The sequence below is a fragment of the Caballeronia sp. LZ034LL genome, from assembly GCF_031451215.1.
Lineage (GTDB): Bacteria > Pseudomonadota > Gammaproteobacteria > Burkholderiales > Burkholderiaceae > Caballeronia.
This window is the reverse complement of record NZ_JARUXR010000002.1, coordinates 889,026-909,921: the sequence shown is the minus strand read 5'-3', so window position 1 is coordinate 909,921 and position 20,896 is coordinate 889,026. Positions and strand designations below refer to the sequence as shown.

The window sequence follows — 20,896 nt, the reverse complement described above, 5'->3', positions numbered from 1 at the left end:
CTCACGGTCCCTTCGGCGGATTCGCGTGCCATTCGGCGAGCGCTGCGGAAGGCGGCAATCCGGCCTTCGCCTCCGACGCAATCAGAAAGCCGCTGCGATGCCACGCCTCGACGATGCCATTGAGCTTCGCCGCCGTGTCCTTCTCGCCCTGGCGCACCCAGATGACCGACGATGCCGGAATCAGTTCGGGTTGCAACGTGCGGTAGTCGCGCCATTCGGGATCGTGTTGCTGCAACGGATAGAGCAGGGGCGCCGCGTCGTGTACGGCCGCGACGCAACTGCCGCCGCGCAGCGCGAGCAAGGACTGCGACGCGCCCGGAAACGCGCGCGGCACGGCGCCGTAGCGCTCCACCACGGGACGGATATAGCTGCTGCCTTGCGAGATGCAGACAGGCTTGCCGCGCAGGTCTTCCCAGCGCGTGATGCCGCTGTTGTTGGGCGTGATGGCGGTGCCGCCGACGCGGTAATACGGCGTCGGCACGAAGTCGAGTATCTCCGCGCGTTGCGGCGTGTACTCCATGTTGGCGATCAGGATGTCGGCCTTGCCTTGCTGAAGGAACTGCACGCGCGTCGAAGGCTGCACGGACACGAGATTCACCTTGACGCCGAGCTTCTGGCCGATGTCATTCGCCAGATCGACGTTGATGCCGCGTGGCTGCTGCGTCTGCGGATCGAGCGAGCCGAACGGACTGCCCGCGATCATCACGCCGACATCGATCTGATGACGCGATGCGATGCGGTCGAGGGTAGCGTCCGCGTGGGCGGCAAGGCTGAGCGAACCAAGCAGCGCGCTTGCGGTGGCGCGGGTTGCGCGGTTTGCGCGAACAAGAAGGGAAGTTGTAATCATGCGAGACGTTGATGGATGCGGAGCAGGGCAGCACCCGACGATAGCGGCATGCCCGTGCCTGGCCAACGAAGCGAATCTGCTAAGCAAATGGCGCCGGCCTGCAGATGGGCATCGAAAAAATCGCGATAAGCATGTGCGCAATCGATGGTTCGCCGCCACACGGCCGGTTCATAGAATTCATGACCGACTTGCACAGGACCCGCCGATGGCTCAACTGATTCTTTCCCGCCGCGCCGCGCGCATCGGCCTTGCGCCGAATGCAGCGGCCAAGGCCCGGGCGCAAGCGCTTGCGGCCAGCGGGCGTTCCATCGTCGAACTGACTGCCGGCGAACCCGACTTCGACACGCCGGAGTCCATCAAGCAAGCCGCCATCGCAGCCCTGGCGGCCGGCGACACGAAATACACGCCGCCGGCCGGCACCGCCGACCTGCGCGCCGCCATCCGCGACAAGCTCGCACGCGAGAACGCGCTGGACTATGCGCCGGAGCGGATCATCGTCAGCGGCGGCGGCAAGCATGTCATCTACAACGCGTTCGCCGCGACGCTGAGCGAAGGCGACGAGGTCATCGTGCCCGCGCCCTACTGGCAGTCGTTTCCGGCGATGGTGTCGATCAACGACGGCACGCCGGTGATCGTCGCGTCGCGGCCCGAAGAGGATTACAAGCTCACGCCCGCCACGCTGGAAGCGGCCATCACGCCGCGCACGCGCTGGCTGATCCTGAACACGCCGTCGAACCCGGGCGGCGCGGTGTACGACCCCGACGAACTCGCCGCGCTCGCTGTTGTGCTGCGGCGTCATCCGCACGTCTGGGTGCTGCTTGACGAGATCTACGAACACATTCGTTTCGACGACCATGCGCGCGATCACTTCCTGCGCATTGCGCCGGATCTCGCGGACCGCACCCTGATCGTCAACGGCGCATCCAAACCCTATGCGATGACCGGCTGGCGTGTCGGCTATGGCGCCGGTCCGGCCGAGCTGATCGCCGCGATGACGGTCGTGCAGTCGCAATCGACTTCGTCGCCGTCCTCCATCGGACAGGCGGCGCTCGCTGCCGCGCTGCGCGGCGACCAGGCATTCGTCGCGACCTCGGTAGCGGCGTATCGCGAGCGGCGCGACCTGTTGCTGGCCGCCTTCGCGAAGATCGAAGGCGTGCGCTGCGTGCCGCCGCAAGGCGCGTTCTTCGCGTTCGTCGATGTGCGTGAGCTGATCGGCGCCGTGACGCCGAACGGCGAGACCATCGCCAGCGACATCGATCTGGTCGCTTACCTTCTGCATGAACACGGTCTTGCGGTGGTGGACGGCACCTCGTTCGGCACGCCGGATCACATTCGCCTGTCGATGGTCGCGGACCCCGCGCAACTGACCGAAGGCGTCGCACGTCTCGCCACGGCTGTCGCGGCCTTGCGGCGTTCGCATCTCACGTTGCGACAGGAGGCTGCATGAACCGCGCCGCATTTGCATCGACGTTCGACGAAGCACCCGCCGCCGCACCGCGCGCCGATGAAGCGCTGGTGTCGATCCGCGACCTGCATCTCGCCTATGACGGCGTGCCGGTGCTCAACGGCATCGACCTGACGGTGAAGCGCGGTCAGGCCGTATCGATCATCGGACCATCGGGCTCCGGCAAATCGACGATCCTGCGCTGCATCAACGGCCTCGCGACGCCCCAGCGCGGCGCGATCCATATCGACGGCATCGACGTATGCGCGCAGCAGACCGAGGACCAGCGCCTGGCTCTGCGCAAGCGCGTGGGCTTCGTGTTCCAGCAGTACAACCTGTTTCCGCATCTGAGCGTGCTCGACAACCTGACCATCGCGCCGCGCCGCGTCCTGGGCCAGAGCCGCGCGCAAGCCGAAAGCGAAGCGCACGCGCTGCTCGCCAAGGTGCGGCTCGCCGACAAGGCGCGCGTGTATCCGGGCGAGTTGTCGGGCGGACAGCAGCAGCGCGTCGCGATTGCCCGCACGCTGGCCATGCGTCCCGATCTGATCCTGTTCGACGAAGTGACGTCGGCGCTCGATCCCGAGACCGTCGGCGAAGTGCTGAACGTGATCGGCGAACTGGCAGACGAAGGCCAGACCTGCGTGCTCGTCACGCACGAGATGCGCTTCGCCGCCGAGATCAGCGATGAAGTCTTCTTCACGGAACGCGGCGTGATCGTCGAGCACGGTCCCGCTGCGCAACTGTTCGGCCAGCCGCGCCACGAGCGCACGCGGCTGTTTCTCCAGCGTGCGCGCGGCGAAGACCGGAGCCGTTCACCGTTGCGCGCCGTCTAAACCTTTCCCCACGAAACATGACATCCACGCAGAAAGAACAACACCGCCGCGCAGCGGTGCAGGCGCTGCTTGCCGATGCCCGCGGCATCGTCGAGGAAGACGGGCTGACGCGCGCCGCGCTCGAACGCCTGAGCGCGCGTCTCGCGACGCTCGCCACACAAGCCGGTCTCTTCGATGCCGCCGACTTCCCGCCTCCGCAGCTCAACAGCGGCGATACCTCGGTGCGTTACCGGCTGAACCCGGGTGAAGAGGGCTTCGCGCTCTATCTCAACTCGCTGTTGCCGGGCAAGACCACGATCCCGCACAACCACGATACGTGGGCGGTCATCGTCGCGGTCGAGGGCGAAGAGTTGAACCGTGTGTATCGGCGCGTGGATGACGGCGCCGATCCCGACCGCGCGCAGCTCGAAGTGGCGCACGAGGTGCTGGTGCGTCCGGGTACGCCCATCGCGTTCCTGCCCGAGGACATTCACAGCATCCATGTGAACGGCAGCGCGCCCACGCTGCACTTCCATCTCTATGGCAGGCCGCTCGAAACGCTGACGGGCCGTCTCGGCTTCGAGCCGGACACGGGCCGCGTCGTGCGCTACAACGCCGAGCACATGAAGCGCGCAACGCAGGCGGTGGGCTGATGCCGGAGCGCCGCGATCATCTGCATACGCGCGTGCTGCATGTGGGCGCACCCGCTTTCGACGGCGGCGCTGCGCCCGTCAACGCACCGCTCGTGCGCACGAGCACGGTCCGCTTCGAGAACGATGCCGTGCGCGCCGCGTTGCATCATCGGCGGGAGGCCGGCGAAGCGGTCGCGACCTATGGACGTCACGGCACGGCAACGCATCGCGCGCTCGAAGCGGCCCTCGGCGAACTGGAAGGCACGGAGCATGTCCTGCTCGCGCCGTCCGGGCTCGCGGCCATCACGCTGACGTTCCTCGCGCTGCTCTCGCCGGGCGATCACGTGCTGGTTCAGGACAGCGTGTACGGGCCGGTGCGCGAGCGCATCGAGCCCTTGCTGCAACGGCTGGGCGTCGCGTTCTCGTACTTCAATGCGAGCGCGGGCCTGCCGCATGATGCGGTGCGCGCCAACACGCGGCTGATATACGCGGAATCGCCGTCGTCGTTTCTATACGAAGTGATCGACCTGCCCGCGCTCGCCGCCTTCGCGCGGCAGCATGGCGCGCTGCTCGCGGCGGACAACACCTGGGGCGCGGGCGTGCTGGTTCGGCCGCTCGAACTGGGCGCGGATATCTCGATCCAGGCCATCACCAAATACGTGAGCGGCCACTCGGACCTGATGCAGGGCGCGGTCGCCGTGAAGGATCGCGAGGTCGCACGGCGCCTGCGGGATACGCATGAGGCGCTGGGCTTGTCAGTCGGCGCGGACGATGCCTGGCTCGCGTTGCGCGGCGTGCGCACGCTGGCCGTGCGGCTCGCGCAGCATCAGCGGCATGCGCTGCACGTGGCGCGCTATCTCGCCGATACCACTGGCTACGTCGCCCGCGTGTTCTATCCGGCGCTGCCGGAAGATCCGGGTCATGGGCTATGGCAGCGCGACTTCCATGGCGCGAACGGGCTGGTGTCGTTTGCATTGCGCGATGCCGTGCACGCCGATGCGGTCGCCTTCGTCGATGCGCTCCGGCTGTTCGGCATCGGCGCCTCATGGGGGGGTTATGAGAGCCTCGCGCTGATCGCGCCCGCCTCGCGGCTCGCGATGCACGGCTCATGGCGCAGCGCTGCGCCGGTGGTGCGGCTGCACGTCGGGCTCGAAGATCCGGGCGATCTGATCGACGATCTCGCACAAGCTTTCTCGCGCATCGCACGCTGACTCTCTCTTCATCGCCGGACGTCCTGTTCGTGAAGAACGGCCGCCGGCTTCCTGACTGGACCACTTTATGAAGCATCGCTTACGCGCGCGCGCTGCCGCGCTGTTCATCGCATCTCTCACGGTTGCGCTCGCCGCCAGCCCGGCGCATGCCGATGCCACGCTGGACCGCATCAAGGCGCGTGGCGTGCTGGTCGTCGGCGTGGTGCTCGACGGCACCTATGGCTCGCTCGATCCCGTGACGCGCCGGCCCGTCGGCTACAACGTCGAACTCGGACAGAGCCTCGCGCAGCATCTCGGCGTGAAGTTCGAAGCTGTCGAAGTGACGCCGCCGAACCGCGTGCAGTTCCTCCAGCAAGGCAAGGTCGATGCGCTCATCGCCAGCATGCAGTACACGAAGGAGCGCGACGAGATTCTGAGCTATGTGCCGACGCCGTTCGAGGAGATCGGCGGTTCGGCGATGGTGCGCAAGGGCGCGGGCATTCACGACTGGGCCGATCTGCGCGGCAAGCCGGTGTGCGTCTCGCAGGGCAGCAACTACACGAAGCCTCTGATCGAGCAGTACGGCGCCGAGGTCAAGGGCTTCAAGGGCATGCCGGAAGCACTGCTGGCGTTGCGCGGCGGCGCGTGTGTCGCGTCGGTGCATGTGACGCCGGGCATCCAGGCGCGGCTGCTGAACGAGCCCGGCGAATGGAAGGACTATGAAGCGCCGATCAGCACGCAACTGATTCCGTCGCCCTCGGTGATCTGGGTGCGCAAGGGACAGGGCGATACGGTCGCGGCGTTCGACGGCATCGTGAAGGACTGGCATCGCAGCGGCTTTCTGATCGACGAAGGCAACAAGTGGCATATGCCGCCCTCGAAGCAACTGCTCGCGTGGCATCAGCAATACGCAGGCAAGCAGGCTGCCGCCGCGCAGACCAGCGCAAAACAGGACTGACACATGAACGATGCTCTCGACGTGGACACCGAAGCGCGTCGCGCGCTGGATCTCCTCGGGCCGTTTCCTGATAACTGGGTGCCCGTTCGCGAAGGCATCGACCATGATGTGTTCGTCGTGGGCGGCGGACAGACCGGTTGCGCGATGGCGTTCGCGCTGCGGCGCGCGGGCATCGGGCGCGTGAGCGTCATCGATGCGGCCGCTGATGCGGCGGGTGCGGGCGTATGGCTCAATCGCGCGCGGATGAACACGCTGCGCACGCCGAAAACACTCGTCGGTCCCGAAGGCGATGTCGCGGGCCTGAGCTTCCGGGTCTGGTATGAGGCGCGTTTCGGCGGCACGGCATACGAGTCGATCGAACGCGCGCCGCGCACACTGTGGGCCGAGTATCTCGCGTGGTATCGCACGTTCCTCGACATTCCGGTGCGCTATGGCGTGCGTCTCGTGCGCATCGAGCCGGCGCAAGCGCACTTCCGTTTGCATCTCGATGTCGATGGCGAGGCGCGCATCGAAACCGCGCGCAAGATCGTGCTGTGCAACGGCGTTGCGGGCAATGGCAAGGCTTTCGTGCCCGAGGCGCTCGCGCAACTCCCTTCGAGTTATCTTGCGCACACGTCGCAGGCCATCGACTTCGACGCGCTGCGAGGCCGCTCGGTGGCCGTGATCGGCGCGGCGGCCTCGGCGTTCGATGCGGCCGCCACGGCGCTCGAAGCAGGCGCTGCGAACGTGCATCTGTTCGCGCGACGCGCCGTGCTCGCCGCGAAGCCGGTCTCGCGCACGCGTGGCTACCCCGGCGCGTACGACAACTATCCGGGCTTGCCCGACGCGCTGCGCTGGTCGCAGGCGCGGCGTTTTCGCAACGAAGGTTCGACGCCGCCGCGCGACTCGGTCGAGCGCGTGACGCGCTTCGCGAACTTCCATCTGCATCCGGGGGCGGAGATCGAGGCGGCGCACATCGACTCGTTACGCGTTGCGCTGCGAACGCGTAACGAGTCGTTCGCAGTCGAGTTCGTCATCGCCGGGACCGGCTACGCCATCGACCTGTCCGCGCGGCCCGAACTCGCGGGGCTTGCGCCGCACGTGCGCCTGTGGCGCGATCAGTACACGCCGCCGCCCGCCGAAGCCGACGCCGCCCTCGGCGCGCATCCCTATCTCGGCGAGGCGCTCGAATATCTGGAGAAGAAGCCAGGCGCGGCGCCCTGGCTGCGCGACATCCATGTCTACAATCCGGCGGCCTTCGTCAGTGCGGGCGTGCCGGTGGGCGACGTGCCGAGCATGCGGCGCGACATTCCCGCCGTGGTGCGGCGGATCAGCCGGGATCTGTTCCACGCCGATCTCGATGCACACGCCGCGCGCCTGAACGCGGACGTGCCCGCGGACTTCGACTCATCGTTCTATGCAGCGAACGTGTGGCGAGCAGGGGAAGCGCAGATCGCCGACGCGTGAGAGGAGTGCCTAGCGCGGATTGATCTGCTTGACGATATCGGCGGCGATGGCACGCGCCTGCTTGTCCGACGTCGGCGCAAAGATGCCCTGCCACGCCGACGACGAAGTGTTGTAGTTGCGTTCACCGAACACCCGCCCGCTTTGCAGATCGCGGAAGGTGACGCGGGCCTGCATGAACGCATTGCCCGTCATGATGCCCAGCGTGTAGCGCGCACCGGGCGCGACGAAGTGGAAGTCTTCCACGTAGACATCGACCACCGTGCCCGCGCCCTGACGCGCGGTGCGTTTGACGGTTTCGTCGAAGAAGGTCGAACTGGCGTCCTTGGATGCGCCTTCCATGGCTTCGCGCCATTCCGTCTGCACACGCGGCCAGTCGGATGCGGACGTGGCAACCGACGATCCGTTCATGCGCAGCACGATGGTATGCGTGGACGCTGCCGGCACCACGACGCCCGCTTGCGTGGTCTTCGCGGTCGGCGATGCGGCGTCCTGGGTTTGCAGCGTAGCGGCACATCCGCTCATGAGAATGGCGATGCCGGCGAGAGTCAGGGAAGACAGATGACGTGTGCGCATGTTCGACTGGTTGGTTGGAAGGTGCGTCGCAATATAAAAAATAAGCGCCTCGAAAGGCGCGCCGGTACGTCAGTAACTGACCGTCAAGGATTCCGGATGCTCGCGGGTCAACACGATCTTGCTTCCCATGGGCCATCCCGTGCGTTGCGACGGTGTGGACAGCGGCGTGCAGGCTTCGGTCTGCGTGCTCCATTGCGATGCGATGCTGAACGACTGCGAAGCCGTGTTGCCTGCGACATAGGCGGTGACGGTCGCGCCTTCGCGCACCACCACGGCGGGCGCCGGACCTTCGGAGGGAATCACGACGGGGTCGCCGCTGCAATCGGCGGACGTGTAGTAGAGCAGCGAGTCAACGGTGTGATAAAGAAATAGCGATGCCGATGACGGCGCCTTGATATCGCTGGGATCGTCAGTCGTCGTCTTGCGCTGCAAGGGGACGACGAAGCGCGTGTTGCCCCGCGTGATCATCGGCCCATAGTTGTACTGGAAGTGAGAAAGTGCGCCGACAGGGTGGCCGGCTGCATCGAGCACATTGGGCGGCATATCCGGTGTATCCGGTGTAGTCGGCGCAACGGTCTCCGGCGACGTCTGCGCGTGAGCGAGGCTCGCGCCGAGCACGGTCAGCATCGCGATAAACGCCTTGTGCATGGTCAGTCTCCTCGAAGCATGAATCACGGTGATCCGGCTCAGTAACGAACCGTCAGCGGCTCGGGATAGTGCTGCGTGAGCGAGTAGGTTGTCTCCGGCGTCCAGTACGAAGGCACCGAGCGGGTGGCCGTCACGCACGAGCCGTCATACGAGATATAAGAGTTCGCGGTGAGCGGACTGCCATAACCCGGACCCGCGATATACGCGGTCACGTCCGCGCCTGTTCTAACGAGGTCGACGGGCCGCGGCGACGATCCCATCATGATGAGCGGCGCACCGCTGCAATTCGCAGACGGAAAAGTGGCGCCGGTGTCATCGGCCCATTCGAACTGCGACTCCGAGAACTGCGTGGCGGAGACCTTCTTGTGACGCACCGGCATGAACACGGGTGTGCGTCCAAATTTCATATAGACGCCTTGCGTGCGTTCATAGCTTTCGACCGGACCCACCGGCTTGCCTTGCGCATCGAATACTTTCAGTACTCTTGTCTGTCCGGGCGGGTTCAAGGCGGGCGTTGCGACTTGCGCATGCGCGGCCGTCGCGCTCAGAAGCAGCAGGGCGGGCAAGGTTATGCGGCGCATCAGTGGCTCCTCGATGTCGTTATGCGGGAGTGACTCAGTAGTCGATCGTCAGCGGTTCGGGATAGCGCTGCGACACGTCGAAGCTCGACTCCGGCCTGACGCTCTGCATGGTCGATTTCTGTACGACGCAGGAGGTGCCGTTCAGGATGGAAGCAGAGGAGATGGGCGTCGTGTTCGTATCGCTGCCGACGTAGACCACGACATCGTCGCCCTGACGGACGGCGACTGACGAGCGCGGCCAGTTCGAGTCGTAGTTGATGACGGGCTGTCCGCTGCAATCCGCGCTGTCGAAGTAGGCGGCGTTGAGTGTCGACCAGGCGAATGCATTCGCCGGCGCGCCAATGCGGGTGCTGGTGCCGGCCGCATCCATCGGGCGGGCGATGCGCACGAAGGTCGTGGCGCCGTTGATCGCGATATAAACGCCGTCTGCGCCGTTGTAGGAAGCCAGCAGTCCGATAGCCTTGTGATTGGCGTCATAGACCTTGAGAGCCGGCTTCTGCGCGCCTTGCGCGGGCGTGGCAGGCACGCTGGATTCGTCCGCATGGGCGGCCGTGATGGCAAGCATCAGAGTTGTGGCAACGCTGACCCAACGCATGAGCTGTCTCCTCGAGTCGTCGGGGCCGCGCGTGTGTGCCTTCGCGTGCCTTCGACGTGTCCTGGTTATCGCTTCTGTTTATCGCCAGCGCCGAGGATAGAGAAAGCCTTTCGATTTTTCAAGTGAACACTTAATACTGTGGAATATCTTCCGAAGCCGATATCACGACGTGGGAGGGTGGGTAACATCGGCATGCTTTGCGCAGGCATAGCGATGTCTGACAGCGAGTCAAAGCCTCTTTCTGACCCCCGACTCGCCGTGTTGAAAGTGGCAGTGAAGGTAGGTCTTTTATTCACGCGCCAGCATCAGGTCCAGATTCTGAACCGCCGCTCCTGACGCGCCTTTGCCGAGATTGTCGAACACGGCGGATAACAGCACTTGCCCATGTTCCGCATTGGACAGCACGCTCAATTGCATGTCATTCGTACCGTTCAGAGCTTGAGGATCCAGATGCGTCAGCGCTGCGGATTCATCGGACGGCAGGACGCGCACATGCGCCGCATCCTCGTAATGACGCGCGAGGCAATCATGCAGCGTGGCGCCGTCCACGCCGGGTGCGAGCAGTCGCAATTCCAGCGGCACCGTCAACACAATGCCCTGGCGATAGGAGCCATAGGCCGGGATGAAAAGCGGCCGCTGCGCGAGTCCCGCGTGCGTTTGGATCTCGGGCGTGTGCTTGTGCGCGAGCCCCAGGCCATAGACCTGGAACGAGCGCGCGTTGACGGCATCCTGTCCCTCGTGTTCCTCGACGCCCGCGCGACCGCGTCCGGAGTAGCCGGACACCGCATGAATGCTGACCGGGTAGCTCTCCGGAATGAGCCCGGCCTGCAACAAGGGCCGCAGCAAGCCGATGGCGCCCGTCGGATAGCAGCCGGGATTGCTGACGCGATGCGCGTCGGCAATACGTGCGGCCTGGCCCGGCGTCATTTCCGGAAAGCCGTAGGTCCAGCCCGGCTGTATGCGATGGGCCGAACTGGCATCGATGACCCTCACCGCAGGATTGACGATAGCCTCCACCGCGTCGCGCGCGGCGGCATCGGGCAGGCAAAGAATGGCGATGTCGCAGGCATTGATCGCTTCCGCGCGACGGCGCGGATCCTTGCGTTCGGCGGCGGGAAGCGTGGACAGCGTGATATCGGTCCGGTTACGCAAGCGTTCGTGGATTTGCAGTCCGGTGGTGCCCTGGTCGCCGTCGATAAAGACAATGGGTGCGCTCATATGCGGAAGACTCGGAGTAGAGGGAAGAGGCGGAACGAGCGCTCATGTTCACCGAATCGCTAGAATAGGAAAAGTTGAATTTCATGACTAAGTCGTTCACTTTTCCTGAATCAGGACGCCGCCATGCGAGAGATCAGTCTGGACCGCCTGCGCACGCTGGTTGCCATCGCCGAGCGCGGTTCGTTCGCCGATGCAGCTCGTGCCCTGAACCTTGCGCCTCCAACCGTCAGCCTTCATATCGCCGAGCTCGAAGACCGCATTGGCGCGGCGCTTCTGTCACGCAAGCGTGGACAGGTCAGGCCGTCGGCGATAGGAGAGGTGCTGGTGGAGCGTGCGCGTCGGCTGCTGGCCGATGCCGAGCAGGCGCTCGACGATATCCAGCGTCAGGTGCAGGGGCTCGAAGGGCGCGTGCGGATCGGCGCATCCACGGGCGTGATTGCATACTTGTTGCCGCAAGCGCTCGACACATTGCGCCAGCATCATCCCGCCATCGATATCCAGCTTGCCGTGCTGACGTCGCAGGAGACGCTGTCCCGGTTGGCGGACGGAACGCTGGATGTCGGGCTCGTCGCGTTGCCTCAGCCGCCCGTGGCGGGACTCGTCATCAAGCCCTGGCGCCGCGATCCGGTGATGGCCTTCGTGCCGGCGCACTGGCCGTGCCCCGCGCGCGTCATGCCGGCATGGCTGGCCGCCCAGCCGCTCATCCTCAATGACACGACCACGCGCCTCTCGCGCCTGACGACGGAATGGTTCGCGGCGGCAGGGCATCATCCCGCGCCGCGCATTCAGCTCAACTACAACGACGCGATCAAGAGTCTGGTGGCGGCGGGTTATGGCGCGGCGCTGCTGCCTCATGAGGCCGCGACGCCCTTGCCGGAGAAACGCATCGTCATGCGACCGCTGCGGCCGGCGTTGTGGCGTCGGCTCGGCGTGGCGCACCGTGCGGGGCACGTCGAGCGCGCAACACAGCACGTGCTGGATGTCGTGTGGAATCTGCGCTCGGTGTGAGGGCGCGTGACGGCGGTAATCCCTGGCTAATTCTCACTGCGTAAGCTTCGCTTACTGCGCTCATCGGCGACAAGAAGGGAAGAATCATGCGACGCGAAGGCGTGACCTACGAACTGCATCACATCGGCATCCCGACCGGCGAACACCGGCCCGGCGAGCGCTACGCGGCCAGCATCGACATGTACACGTCGGACGATCTCACCAGCCCGCTGCCGATTCAATGGCACCGCTTCGGCCCGAACTGCACGCTGGCCGAGCCCATGCGCAGTCAGCCGCACATTGCCTACAAGGTGGACAATCTTGAAGCGGCGATTGAAGGGCATATTGTCATTCTTGGACCCTACGAGCCGCTCGACGATTTCCGCGTTGCCGTCATCGACAACGGCGGAATGCCGATTGAATTGATTCAGACGAGCCTGACCAATGCAGAGATCTGGAGCCGCGCCGGCAATGGCGCGAAGTCTCAGCTTTATCGCTAATCCCGAGACTTGCGCGCAACCGGCCAGCGATGATCAGTTATGCCAGTTCGTCACGGTTCCGTTCTTGAACCAGAACCAGAGCGTATTGCCATAGCCTTCTTTCGTGTGGACGTCGGCAACCGTGGTGGCCTGATTCACCGTCGACATGCCCGGAATCATTCCTGAGGCCATCGAAAGCAGGTTATTCCCCGAGCGGTTCTTGGAGTAAATCCATGTATCCGAGTTATTCGCGCTGGTCTGCTTGCTCTCGGGTTCTCCATACAGCGAATAGATATCCTGCTGCGTCGATTTACCGATCACGACATGCTGCTTGATCCAGACCGGATCGAATTTCTCGTTGCCCACTCCCATTGCGCCACCCGTGGAGCACGCAGCCAGAGAGAAAAGCAGGGCGATCAGAAAGATTTTTTTCATGTTAGCGGCGCTGAAAATGGACTCGGGACAATCGCAACCTTCGCGTTACGTTCTCGGATGGCATTCGCCGTCCGTGTACGTTGCCTTGTCCAGAGGCGTCAGCCCCGGAATCACAAAAGCCGTGCAGGTGAACTTGCGGCCGCGCGCCGTGGTGGCGTCGTAGCTGATCTTGCTGCCGCCAATCGCGTTTTTCTTCACGTATTGGACATTGGTGACCGTGATCTCGTCAGAAGACGCAAGACCCAAGGTCTTTGCTGTCGTGGTCTGCATCTCCGTCATGTTCAGCTGTGTGCCCCCGCAGGCTGAAAGAACAAGACACATTGCAGAAGCAGCCGCGCCATAAAACATAACTCTCTTGAACATGTTTAACTTCCTTTTCTTGGTAAGTGCTTACAGAGCGTTACGTAATATAAACAGGTCTCTCATGCGCTGCAAGCTTTTCGCGTGGTGAATTGCACCCCGCTCAAGGAGGGTTGAAAAAATGCTGTCATATCTTGAAGGGAATTGACGCGCGATCAAACAATCCAAGCAGGTGCGTGGGGCAGCGTGGCGCTCTGCGCGATATCGTGATTGATCCAGATGCGAGCGCCTTCCTTTGCAGCGATTGCCTCGATTCTTCTCATTGACTCGAGCGAGGCGTGGGGCGCGGCATTGAATTGCGGAATCCTGCGATGCTTCAAGTTGCAACAGCTATGCGCGACGTCGCCGCTCAGGATAACCGGGCCCGTTTGCGGAAGGCGTATCAGCAAGGAGCCATGTCCCGGCGTGTGTCCAGGAGTATGAAGCAGGCGGATGGCGCCGTCATCGAACACATCGCAATCGCCTTCCACGATCTCGATGTCGGTCTGACGCATCGTATCGTATAGCTCCGGAAGATAGCCCCATGCTTCGGGATGCGGTCCGAACATGGCATCGTGTTCCGCGCGCTGGACGATCCATCGGGCATTCCTGAACAGCTTCGCATTGCCCACGTGATCATAGTGCGCATGCGAGAACAGAATGATGTCGATGTCATCGGGGGACACGCCTATGACTTCGAATTGCGAGGCGATCGTCCGGGTCACGATGCCGCGAATGCCGTGCGCCATGATCGCGCCGCCGGGCTCCGCGTAGATGCGGTCCGGCGTGCCCGTATCCCACATCAGCCACTTGTTCCTGTGGCGGATGAGATAGGCATTGCAACTTAGCGTCACGGGCACGCCGGCATTCACGCCCGGCGAATAGATCGAGCCGTCTTCGACGCGCGCTATCCCTCCATCCAGAATGCAGATCTTCTCGACGGTGGCGTGTTCATGCATGGCGAAGCTTCCGGTATAGGTTTGGACCGCTCGTTCACGAGACCCTTGCCCGGCTGCGTCGAAACTGCCCGACCGAGAGCCATACCGCCGAGATGAGGAAGTACGCCGCTCCCACGCCCGCATAGCCGGCGATTCTCGCAATGGCCGCAAGAAGCGGCGTAGGCGCGAGCGTGAGGAACAGGCACCCGGCGACTGCGGATTGCGCGCCGCTCAGGATCATCGCCCATTGCGCACCCGTTTCCTTCCAGCGACGCAGCGCTGTAGCCAGTTGCAGCAGACCGGACAGGATGGCCCAGACGCCGAAGACGCCGAGCACCCAGGCCGGATCGGTCTTCAATGCAATGATCACGGCGGCGGTGGTGGCTGCGCTGATCGCTACATTGATGGCCTGCGTGCGGTTGTCCGTCTTGCCGCCGCTGCGCGAGAGGTCGAGATAGTTGGCGAGTGCGTCCCATGCGGGGTAAAGGACCAGCAGGATCGCCGCGCCCAGTGTGGAATGCATGCCCGCTGCGAACGCCAGTCCTACCCATATGATCGAAACCGCCGCGCGAGTGAAGTAATAGTGTTTGAGCCATTGCTCAGCCGCGGCTTGCAGTCCCTGTGTGACTCGATGCTCCGACATGTGAAACTCCCTTGAAGATGATGATCGAGAGGTTCTCAGTTATGGCGCCGCGCGGCCATCGGTCGAATGACCGAGGCGGCCGGAAACCGTTGTCGCGTATAGTGGGGCCTTTCCGATGCCCCTTTCCTCGCTGACATCCATGACCCCTCCGGAAGCCAGCCGTCTCCCCTTGCTCGTGTTCGATTGCGTGAAGGCGCTGGCTTTCATCGGCGATCTGAGCATGGGCCAGCCCACCGATCATTCGCCTCGCACCGCATGGCTCGCCGCGCGTCTCGCCGATGCGGCCGGGCTGCCTGCGGCGGATCGCGATGCGGTTCGTGAAGCGGCCTTGCTGCGCTGGTCGGGGTGTACGGCAAACGCGGCAGGCTTCGCGCAGGTCTTCGGTGATGACGTGGCGTTTCGCCAGGCCATGCTCGAAGAGCACCCGGACTGGGCAGAGCCGCTCGAAGCGCTCGGCGACGCGGGCGCGGCGCTGACGCCGCTCGCCGTGATTCACTGCGAGGTCGCGGGCGAAGTGGCGCGCATGCTCGGATTGAGTGCATCCACGGAGACCGCGCTGCGCCATGTCTTCGAGACGTGGGATGGCCGCGGCCTGCCTGCGCATCTCGCGGGCGACGCTGTGCCCGCGGCGGTCTTCATCGTCGCGCTGGCGGGCGATCTCGAGATCTACAGCCGCGTGTTCGGCGTGGAGGGCGCGCTGGCCCGACTGGCGCAACGCTCGGACATGCGCTATCCCGCCGATCTCGTGAAGCGTGCGACAACGCATGCGCGGCAATGGCTGAAGCAACTGAGCGAACTGTCATCCGCCGAGGTCGATGCCGCATTGCTGACCCGGCACATGCAGCACAGCACGTCGCCGGCTTTGGTCGCGGATGTCATCGATCTGAAACTGCCGTGGATGACCGGCTTCTCGCGCACGGTTGCGGCCACCGCGGCAGCGGCGTGTAGTCGCCTCACGCCGGATACGGAGGCGCATGCGCGCGTGTATCACGCCGGATTGATCCATGGGATCGGACGGGCATCGGTGCCCAATGCCGTATGGAATCAGCGCGAGCGCCTCACTGAAAGCGCCTGGGAGAAAGTGCGTCTGGTGCCGTACTGGACCTCGCGTGCGGGACGTCTGGCGGGCGCGATCGGCGAAGCGGCCGAGCTCGCATCGTATGCCTATGAAAGGCTCGACGGCTCCGGCTATTTTCGCGGCGTGCGCGACCGGGCGATCAGCATGGAGGCACGCGTTCTGGCGGCGTCGGTGGCTTGGGTTGCGCTGCGCTTGCCGCGTCCCTGGCGTCCCGCGTTATCGTCCGACGAGGCCGCGCGGCAGTTGCTCGAAGACGTGGCCGGCGGCCGTCTGGATGGCGACGCAGTCGATGCGCTCCTCGCCGACGCCGACAGCCCGATCCGACGGCCCGTCAACGAAGCGCCTGCGCGCGTGCTGCTCTCGGTACGGGAGATCGAAGTCCTGCGATCCATCTCGCGGGGCGCGAGCAACAAGGAAGCCGCACGCGAGCTCACGTTGAGTCCGAGCACGGTGCGAACACATATCGAGAATATCTTTCGCAAGCTCGAATGTTCGACCCGCGCGGCCGCGACGCTGAAGGCATCGGCGATGGGCTGGCTTTGATGCCGATTCAAGCTCGCAGCGTCTGCTTGAACAAGTCGAACAGCGCCTGCCAGCCTCGCTCAGCCGCGTCCGGGTCATACACGGGAAAGTCCGGGACCATCCAGCCGTGCAAGGCGCCAGGGTAGGTCTCGGCGCGATAGTCGACGCCTGCATGGATCAACGACTCTTCGAGACGGGCAGCCATCGCCGGTGGATAGCTGTCGTCGTTGTCGGCACTCGCGATATACACCTGCGCGTTGAGATTGGCCACGAGCAAATGCGGGCTCGTTGGCGCGTCGGTCGCGAGATTGCCGCCGTGGAAGCTGGCGACCGCTGCGAAGCGCTCAGGGAAGGTGGCCGCCGCCGCGATGGCCATGCCGCCGCCCATGCAGAACCCCACCGCGCCCAGCTTGCCGTGCGTAATGTCCTTGCGCGTGTCGAGCCAGGCGAGGAAGTCGCCGGTATCGCGGGTGATCTTGTCGATTCCTGTCGTCGCCATGAGAGGGCCGAGGATGGCCATTACATCGCCCTTGAACACTTCTTTCGGTACAAGCGGCTCATAAGGACCAAACCGATAGTAAAGGTCCGGCAACAAGACGACATAGCCTGCGTCCGCGAGCTTCGTGGCCATCTCCAGCATGGCGGGCCGGATGCCGCCGGCATCGCCGTAGAAGATCACGGCAGGCCAGGGTCCGACGCCGTCCGGCGACAGGACATACGCGGGACACATTCCATCAGCGGTCGCGATGGTGACTTTTTCCGTAGGCAAGCTGTTTCTCCTGCGATGAACGAGCCATCACGACTCGTCGGGTATCGGGTATTTCCACGATGACTTGACCTCACGCAGCGCGACGCTCGACTGTATCGAGGCAATGCCCGCCTGCTTGCGCAACACACGCTCGATGAAGTCGCCGTATGCGTCGAGATCGGGCGTCACCACCTGAAGAATGTAGTCTGCGTCGCCGGTGATCTTGTGGCACGACAACACTTCCGGCCGGCCGCGCATGACGGCCTCGAAGTTATCGGCGGTCTTGTCGGAATGGATATTGATGCGGATATGCACGAAGGCCAGCAGGTCGAGGCCAATGGCGCGTCGATTGAGGTTGGCCTGATAGCCTGTGATCACCCCTTGTCTTCGAGGTGCTTGCGTCGCCGCCAGCACGGCGTGACGCTCAAGGAAAGCTGTTCGCCAAGCGCGGCATTGGAAAGCGTGCCGTCATTCTGAAGGAGGCGCAGCATGGACCGGTCGACCAGATCCATGACAGGTCTTGAGCGGTTTGTGCTCATTGGGCCCGATCCTTAGACAAACCTTCTAATAGTGTAGGCTTTCGCGCATCCAAAAGCAAAATGAGTGCGTCTACGCGTGACTAGACCTAGGCCGTCCCAGCGCGGCAGTCACCATGCTTACCATCTACAGCAGCGATCACAGTCTTCGTCAAGGTGTGGAACTGAAGGACGGTGCAATCTCCGAATCCTTCGAACAACCCGTCCGTGCAAGCGATACTCCGTCAGGTCAAGGCGGCTACATAGTCGACGAGATCGAGGTCAATGCGGTGAACGTACTTCTGGGCTTCGAAGGGCGCGCGTGAAGTCGTGTGCTTCCCGCGAGCGCATGGCAAAAGGTGAGCATAGGAACCGGGCTGGGTATCTCTCTGGCGCGAACACTTCGCCAATGGCATGGACGCGTTCGGCCTGAGCCATGCCGCCATGCAGAACGCATCCAGGCTGGTCTTCGCGTTGAGCGCGCCTTCGCGCTATAGCAAGCCGGTAATACAGCAAACGGGTTTCGTTGTTTCGGCATCTTCCACGGTATGAGTACATGCGTCGCTACGAGCCGGTGCGCTCAGGCACCACGCACCCCGTTACCCACCGGCGACGCCTGGGCCTGCAAATAAGCCAGCCCGCCGCCCGCCGACACGATGTCCATCACGAACGGCGGCAAGGTCGGCACGCGATGCACGACGCCGTTCGCGGTCTGCCGGATCACGCCGTTTCGATAGTCGATTTCGAGCGTCTCGCCATCGGCGATGGCATCGTATTCAGCCGCCGATATCTCGAGGAAGGGCACGCCCATGTAGACCGAGATGCGGTACGGCGCACGGGTCAGCTGCATCGCCAGCAATCCCAGGCCGATCTCCTTCATGGCAAGAAACGGATGGCTATGCTGACTGCCGTGAGCGAAGCGTCTTCCGGCCATCAGCATGTCGCCGGGCCGGGCTTCATCGGCGATCTCGGGACGCACCTCATGCAGCAGGTGCTTGCGCAGCACGCGCGGGTCGTAGTTGAAAACATGATTCGCGGGGATGAGCGCGTCGCTCGACACATCGTCGGGCAGTTTCCAGACTCGGCCTGTCGTCGTCAGCGGGGCAGTCATGCAACCGTCTCCTGCAGGAAGGCTCGCGGATCGGCTACCCGGCCCGCAAGCGCCGAAGCGGCGACCGTCAGCGCGCTCGCCAGATAGATATGCGCATCGGGGCTGCCCATGCGGCCAGGGTCGTTGCGCGTGCTGGTACTGATGCGCACCTCGCCCGCCGCGAGTTGCGCAAGGCCGCCGAAGCAAGGTCCGCACGTCGATGGCGCGATCTGCGCGCCGGCCGACATCAGCACGCCCAGCACGCCTTCGGCCATCGCCTGTTCATGCACGCGCCGCGTCGCGGGAATGACCAGCAGCTTCACGTTGTCGTGGACTTTTCGGCCCTTCAATACATCAGCCGCCGCGCGCAGTTCCGCGAGACTCCCGGATGCACAGGAACCGATATACGCATGCTGAATCTCGACACCGCCCAGTTCCGCCGCCGTGCGCACGTGCGTCGGCGAGGGCGGAATGCTGACGAGCGGTTCGAGCGTGCCGGCATCGATATCGATCGTGCGCAGGCAGGGCGCGTCATCATCGCCGCGCAGGAGTGAGGGTGCTTGCATGCCCGCTTCGCGCAGATAGTCGAGCGTGCGTGCATCCGCGGGTACCACGCCCGCATCGGCGCCCATATCGACACTCAGGCCGGAGATCGTGCAGCGCTCCGGCACGGAAAGCCTTTCGATAGCGTTCCCGCTGTATTCGATGACGCTCTCGTTCGCCTCGTCTGCGTCGATGAGCCGCATCGCATGCAGCACGACATCCCGCGCCGTGACGCCCGCAGGCAGCACGCCGTGCACGCGCACGCGAATCGTCCGGGGCACCTTGAGCCAGATGCGGCCGGTCGCCATGATCATGGTCACTTCGATGCCGAAAGGAATCGCCAGCGCGCCGACGCCGCCGAGTCCCGGCGTATGCGTATCCGCGCCCGCGACGAACATGCCGGGCGCCACCAGCCCGCGTTCGATGGTCAGCGGATGCGTAATGCCTTCGCTGTCGAAGAGATGGCCGACCTGCATCTTCACGGCGAGTTGCCGCGTGAGACGGTTGCGATCGGCGGCGGCCACGCTGTGGGCCGGCGTCTCGTGGTCGATGGCAACGACGAGGCGCTCGGGATGCGCAAGCGTGTCGATGCCGATATCCGCGAGCCGCTTCACATACGCGGGATACGACACCTCGGGCATCGTCGTCAGATCGGGCGTTGCCCAGATCACCTCGCCCGGTTCGACGTGCGCGCGCCCGCTTGCACGCGCCAGGATTTTTTGTAGCAGCGTCGCGACCATGAATCATGCTCCCTTCACGACCTGGCGCTCGAACGCCGCATAGTGCGACGCGCCGAGCATCTCGGTGATCTGCGCGAGCGGCGCCATGTCCGGCACCATCGCGGCCGTGCTGCCTTCCTCTTTCAAGCGTTGCAGCAGCGTGCGCTGCCAGCCGACGATGCCCTGAATGAGCGTGATCGGATAGAGCGACATGCCCAGTCCCGTCTGCGCCAGTTCGCGCTGCGGCTGCAGCGGCCGGATGGTTTCAGCGACCGTGTGGATGACCGGGATATTCACCGCCTCGGCCACCGCGCGGCACTCGTCCAGCGACGACAGCGACGGGACCATCACCGCATCGACGCCGAGCGCGGCCATGGCCTTCAGACGGCGGATCGCCTCGCCGATGCCGTGCAGCGCCACCGCGTCCGTGCGTCCGATGACGAGGAAATCCGGGGAACGGCGTGCGAGCAACGCGGCGCGCAGCCGGCCGGCCATCTCAGCATCGTCGACGAGCGCCTTGCCTGACATCGCGCCGCAACGCTTCGGCGACATCTGGTCTTCGAGGTGCATCGCCGCTACGCCCGCGCGTTCGAGCGCGCGAACGGTTTCCGCGATGTTGGACACATCGCCGTAACCGGTGTCCGCATCGGCGATTACCGGCACATTCACTGCCGCGACAATCTGCGCCGCCTGCGCGATCATCTCCGATCCGCTGATGAGGCCGATGTCCGGCTTGCCACGGCTCGCCGCCACGCAATAGCCCGACATGTACACGGCCTCGAAGCCCGCGGCCTCGATGAGCATCGCGCCGAGTGCGTCGTGCGTTCCCGGCACCGCCACCGCCTCGCGTCTCGCGAGCATCGCGCGCACGCGCGCCCCCTTGCTTGCATCCTGCGACAAAGAAGAACTCATATGA

Annotated in this window: 23 protein-coding genes and 2 pseudogenes; 10 read left to right on the top strand and 15 right to left on the bottom strand. The window is 64.3% G+C overall.

Annotation, left to right across the window (positions count from 1 at the left end; all coding sequences use genetic code 11):
- Window position 1 precedes the first annotated feature (1 nt).
- A complete protein-coding gene (locus QCE83_RS18625) occupies window positions 2-847 on the bottom strand; it encodes a transporter substrate-binding domain-containing protein (RefSeq protein WP_309813984.1) in 846 nt (281 codons plus the stop codon).
- A 205-nt stretch (window positions 848-1,052) separates the two neighbouring features.
- On the opposite strand from QCE83_RS18625, the gene QCE83_RS18620 reads away from it, so the two are divergent.
- The 6 genes from QCE83_RS18620 (at window position 1,053) to QCE83_RS18595 (ending at window position 7,329) form a co-directional block, all read left to right on the top strand.
- The gene (locus QCE83_RS18620; protein ID WP_309813981.1) at window positions 1,053-2,294 is read left to right on the top strand and encodes an aminotransferase class I/II-fold pyridoxal phosphate-dependent enzyme; all 1,242 of its coding nucleotides are present in this window, start codon (window positions 1,053-1,055) and stop codon (window positions 2,292-2,294) included.
- On the top strand, window positions 2,291-3,124 hold the full coding sequence (locus QCE83_RS18615) for an amino acid ABC transporter ATP-binding protein (protein WP_309813979.1): 834 nt from the start codon (window positions 2,291-2,293) through the stop codon (window positions 3,122-3,124). Before QCE83_RS18620 ends, QCE83_RS18615 begins: the two co-directional genes overlap by 4 nt.
- 17 nt (window positions 3,125-3,141) lie before the next feature.
- A complete protein-coding gene (locus QCE83_RS18610) occupies window positions 3,142-3,756 on the top strand; it encodes a cysteine dioxygenase family protein (RefSeq protein WP_309813977.1) in 615 nt (204 codons plus the stop codon).
- Window positions 3,756-4,946 carry a cystathionine beta-lyase gene (gene metC / locus QCE83_RS18605; protein WP_309813972.1) on the top strand — a complete coding sequence of 397 codons (1,191 nt, stop codon included), beginning with the start codon at window positions 3,756-3,758 and terminating at the stop codon, window positions 4,944-4,946. Before QCE83_RS18610 ends, metC begins: the two co-directional genes overlap by 1 nt.
- A 67-nt stretch (window positions 4,947-5,013) precedes the next feature.
- Window positions 5,014-5,883, top strand: coding sequence for a transporter substrate-binding domain-containing protein (locus QCE83_RS18600; protein WP_309813969.1), 870 nt, complete (start codon window positions 5,014-5,016; stop codon window positions 5,881-5,883).
- Between the two features lie 3 nt (window positions 5,884-5,886).
- A complete protein-coding gene (locus tag QCE83_RS18595) occupies window positions 5,887-7,329 on the top strand; it encodes an FAD-dependent oxidoreductase (protein ID WP_309813965.1) in 1,443 nt (480 codons plus the stop codon).
- A 9-nt stretch (window positions 7,330-7,338) separates the two neighbouring features.
- Here QCE83_RS18595 and QCE83_RS18590 read toward each other — a convergent pair whose 3' ends face one another.
- The 5 genes from QCE83_RS18590 to argC all read right to left on the bottom strand — a co-directional run bounded on the left by QCE83_RS18590 (window position 7,339) and on the right by argC (window position 10,944).
- Window positions 7,339-7,902: a hypothetical protein gene (locus QCE83_RS18590; RefSeq protein ID WP_309813964.1), complete on the bottom strand. Its 564-nt coding sequence runs from the start codon at window positions 7,900-7,902 to the stop codon at window positions 7,339-7,341.
- 69 nt (window positions 7,903-7,971) lie between these two features.
- Window positions 7,972-8,550: a hypothetical protein gene (locus tag QCE83_RS18585; protein ID WP_309813961.1), complete on the bottom strand. Its 579-nt coding sequence runs from the start codon at window positions 8,548-8,550 to the stop codon at window positions 7,972-7,974.
- Window positions 8,551-8,588: 38 nt separating this feature from the next.
- Window positions 8,589-9,131 (bottom strand): hypothetical protein, encoded by a 543-nt coding sequence (locus tag QCE83_RS18580; protein ID WP_309813958.1) that lies wholly within the window; start codon window positions 9,129-9,131, stop codon window positions 8,589-8,591.
- A 34-nt stretch (window positions 9,132-9,165) separates the two neighbouring features.
- On the bottom strand, window positions 9,166-9,726 hold the full coding sequence (locus tag QCE83_RS18575) for a hypothetical protein (RefSeq protein ID WP_309813954.1): 561 nt from the start codon (window positions 9,724-9,726) through the stop codon (window positions 9,166-9,168).
- Between the two features lie 288 nt (window positions 9,727-10,014).
- Window positions 10,015-10,944: an N-acetyl-gamma-glutamyl-phosphate reductase gene (gene argC / locus QCE83_RS18570; protein ID WP_309813951.1), complete on the bottom strand. Its 930-nt coding sequence runs from the start codon at window positions 10,942-10,944 to the stop codon at window positions 10,015-10,017.
- A gap of 123 nt (window positions 10,945-11,067) precedes the next feature.
- Between argC and QCE83_RS18565 the strand changes: the two genes are divergently transcribed.
- Entirely contained in the window at window positions 11,068-11,952 is an 885-nt protein-coding gene (locus QCE83_RS18565; RefSeq protein WP_309813948.1) for a LysR family transcriptional regulator, read from the top strand.
- An 86-nt stretch (window positions 11,953-12,038) separates the two neighbouring features.
- Window positions 12,039-12,431: a hypothetical protein gene (locus QCE83_RS18560; protein ID WP_309813945.1), complete on the top strand. Its 393-nt coding sequence runs from the start codon at window positions 12,039-12,041 to the stop codon at window positions 12,429-12,431.
- Between the two features lie 33 nt (window positions 12,432-12,464).
- On the opposite strand, the gene QCE83_RS18555 is transcribed toward QCE83_RS18560, so the two are convergent.
- The 4 genes from QCE83_RS18555 to QCE83_RS18540 form a co-directional block, all read right to left on the bottom strand.
- Entirely contained in the window at window positions 12,465-12,845 is a 381-nt protein-coding gene (locus QCE83_RS18555) for a hypothetical protein (protein ID WP_309813942.1), read from the bottom strand.
- A gap of 45 nt (window positions 12,846-12,890) precedes the next feature.
- The gene (locus tag QCE83_RS18550) at window positions 12,891-13,208 is read right to left on the bottom strand and encodes a hypothetical protein (RefSeq protein WP_309813939.1); all 318 of its coding nucleotides are present in this window, start codon (window positions 13,206-13,208) and stop codon (window positions 12,891-12,893) included.
- Window positions 13,209-13,360: 152 nt separating this feature from the next.
- A complete protein-coding gene (locus QCE83_RS18545; protein WP_309813935.1) occupies window positions 13,361-14,266 on the bottom strand; it encodes an N-acyl homoserine lactonase family protein in 906 nt (301 codons plus the stop codon).
- Window positions 14,178-14,765: a DUF308 domain-containing protein gene (locus tag QCE83_RS18540; protein ID WP_309813933.1), complete on the bottom strand. Its 588-nt coding sequence runs from the start codon at window positions 14,763-14,765 to the stop codon at window positions 14,178-14,180. Before QCE83_RS18540 ends, QCE83_RS18545 begins: the two co-directional genes overlap by 89 nt.
- Window positions 14,766-14,904: 139 nt before the next feature.
- Between QCE83_RS18540 and QCE83_RS18535 the strand changes: the two genes are divergently transcribed.
- On the top strand, window positions 14,905-16,386 hold the full coding sequence (locus tag QCE83_RS18535) for an HD domain-containing phosphohydrolase (protein WP_309813929.1): 1,482 nt from the start codon (window positions 14,905-14,907) through the stop codon (window positions 16,384-16,386).
- 7 nt (window positions 16,387-16,393) lie between these two features.
- Here QCE83_RS18535 and QCE83_RS18530 read toward each other — a convergent pair whose 3' ends face one another.
- Both QCE83_RS18530 and QCE83_RS18525 read right to left on the bottom strand, forming a co-directional pair.
- The gene (locus tag QCE83_RS18530) at window positions 16,394-17,134 is read right to left on the bottom strand and encodes a dienelactone hydrolase family protein (RefSeq protein ID WP_309813926.1); all 741 of its coding nucleotides are present in this window, start codon (window positions 17,132-17,134) and stop codon (window positions 16,394-16,396) included.
- A 27-nt stretch (window positions 17,135-17,161) separates the two neighbouring features.
- Window positions 17,162-17,652, bottom strand: a pseudogene (locus tag QCE83_RS18525) (Lrp/AsnC family transcriptional regulator).
- A 113-nt stretch (window positions 17,653-17,765) separates the two neighbouring features.
- Between QCE83_RS18525 and QCE83_RS18520 the strand changes: the two are divergent.
- Window positions 17,766-17,889, top strand: a pseudogene (locus QCE83_RS18520) (histone deacetylase family protein); the annotation flags it as partial.
- Window positions 17,890-18,208: 319 nt separating this feature from the next.
- On the opposite strand, the gene QCE83_RS18515 reads toward QCE83_RS18520, so the two are convergent.
- From QCE83_RS18515 to QCE83_RS18505, 3 genes are read right to left on the bottom strand one after another with little or no spacing between them, the layout of a single operon-like run.
- Window positions 18,209-18,739 carry a 3-isopropylmalate dehydratase gene (locus QCE83_RS18515; protein WP_309813922.1) on the bottom strand — a complete coding sequence of 177 codons (531 nt, stop codon included), beginning with the start codon at window positions 18,737-18,739 and terminating at the stop codon, window positions 18,209-18,211.
- Window positions 18,736-20,001: an aconitase/3-isopropylmalate dehydratase large subunit family protein gene (locus tag QCE83_RS18510; protein WP_309813920.1), complete on the bottom strand. Its 1,266-nt coding sequence runs from the start codon at window positions 19,999-20,001 to the stop codon at window positions 18,736-18,738. Before QCE83_RS18510 ends, QCE83_RS18515 begins: the two co-directional genes overlap by 4 nt.
- Window positions 20,002-20,004: 3 nt before the next feature.
- The gene (locus QCE83_RS18505) at window positions 20,005-20,892 is read right to left on the bottom strand and encodes an isocitrate lyase/phosphoenolpyruvate mutase family protein (protein WP_309813918.1); all 888 of its coding nucleotides are present in this window, start codon (window positions 20,890-20,892) and stop codon (window positions 20,005-20,007) included.
- Window positions 20,893-20,896: the final 4 nt, after the last annotated feature.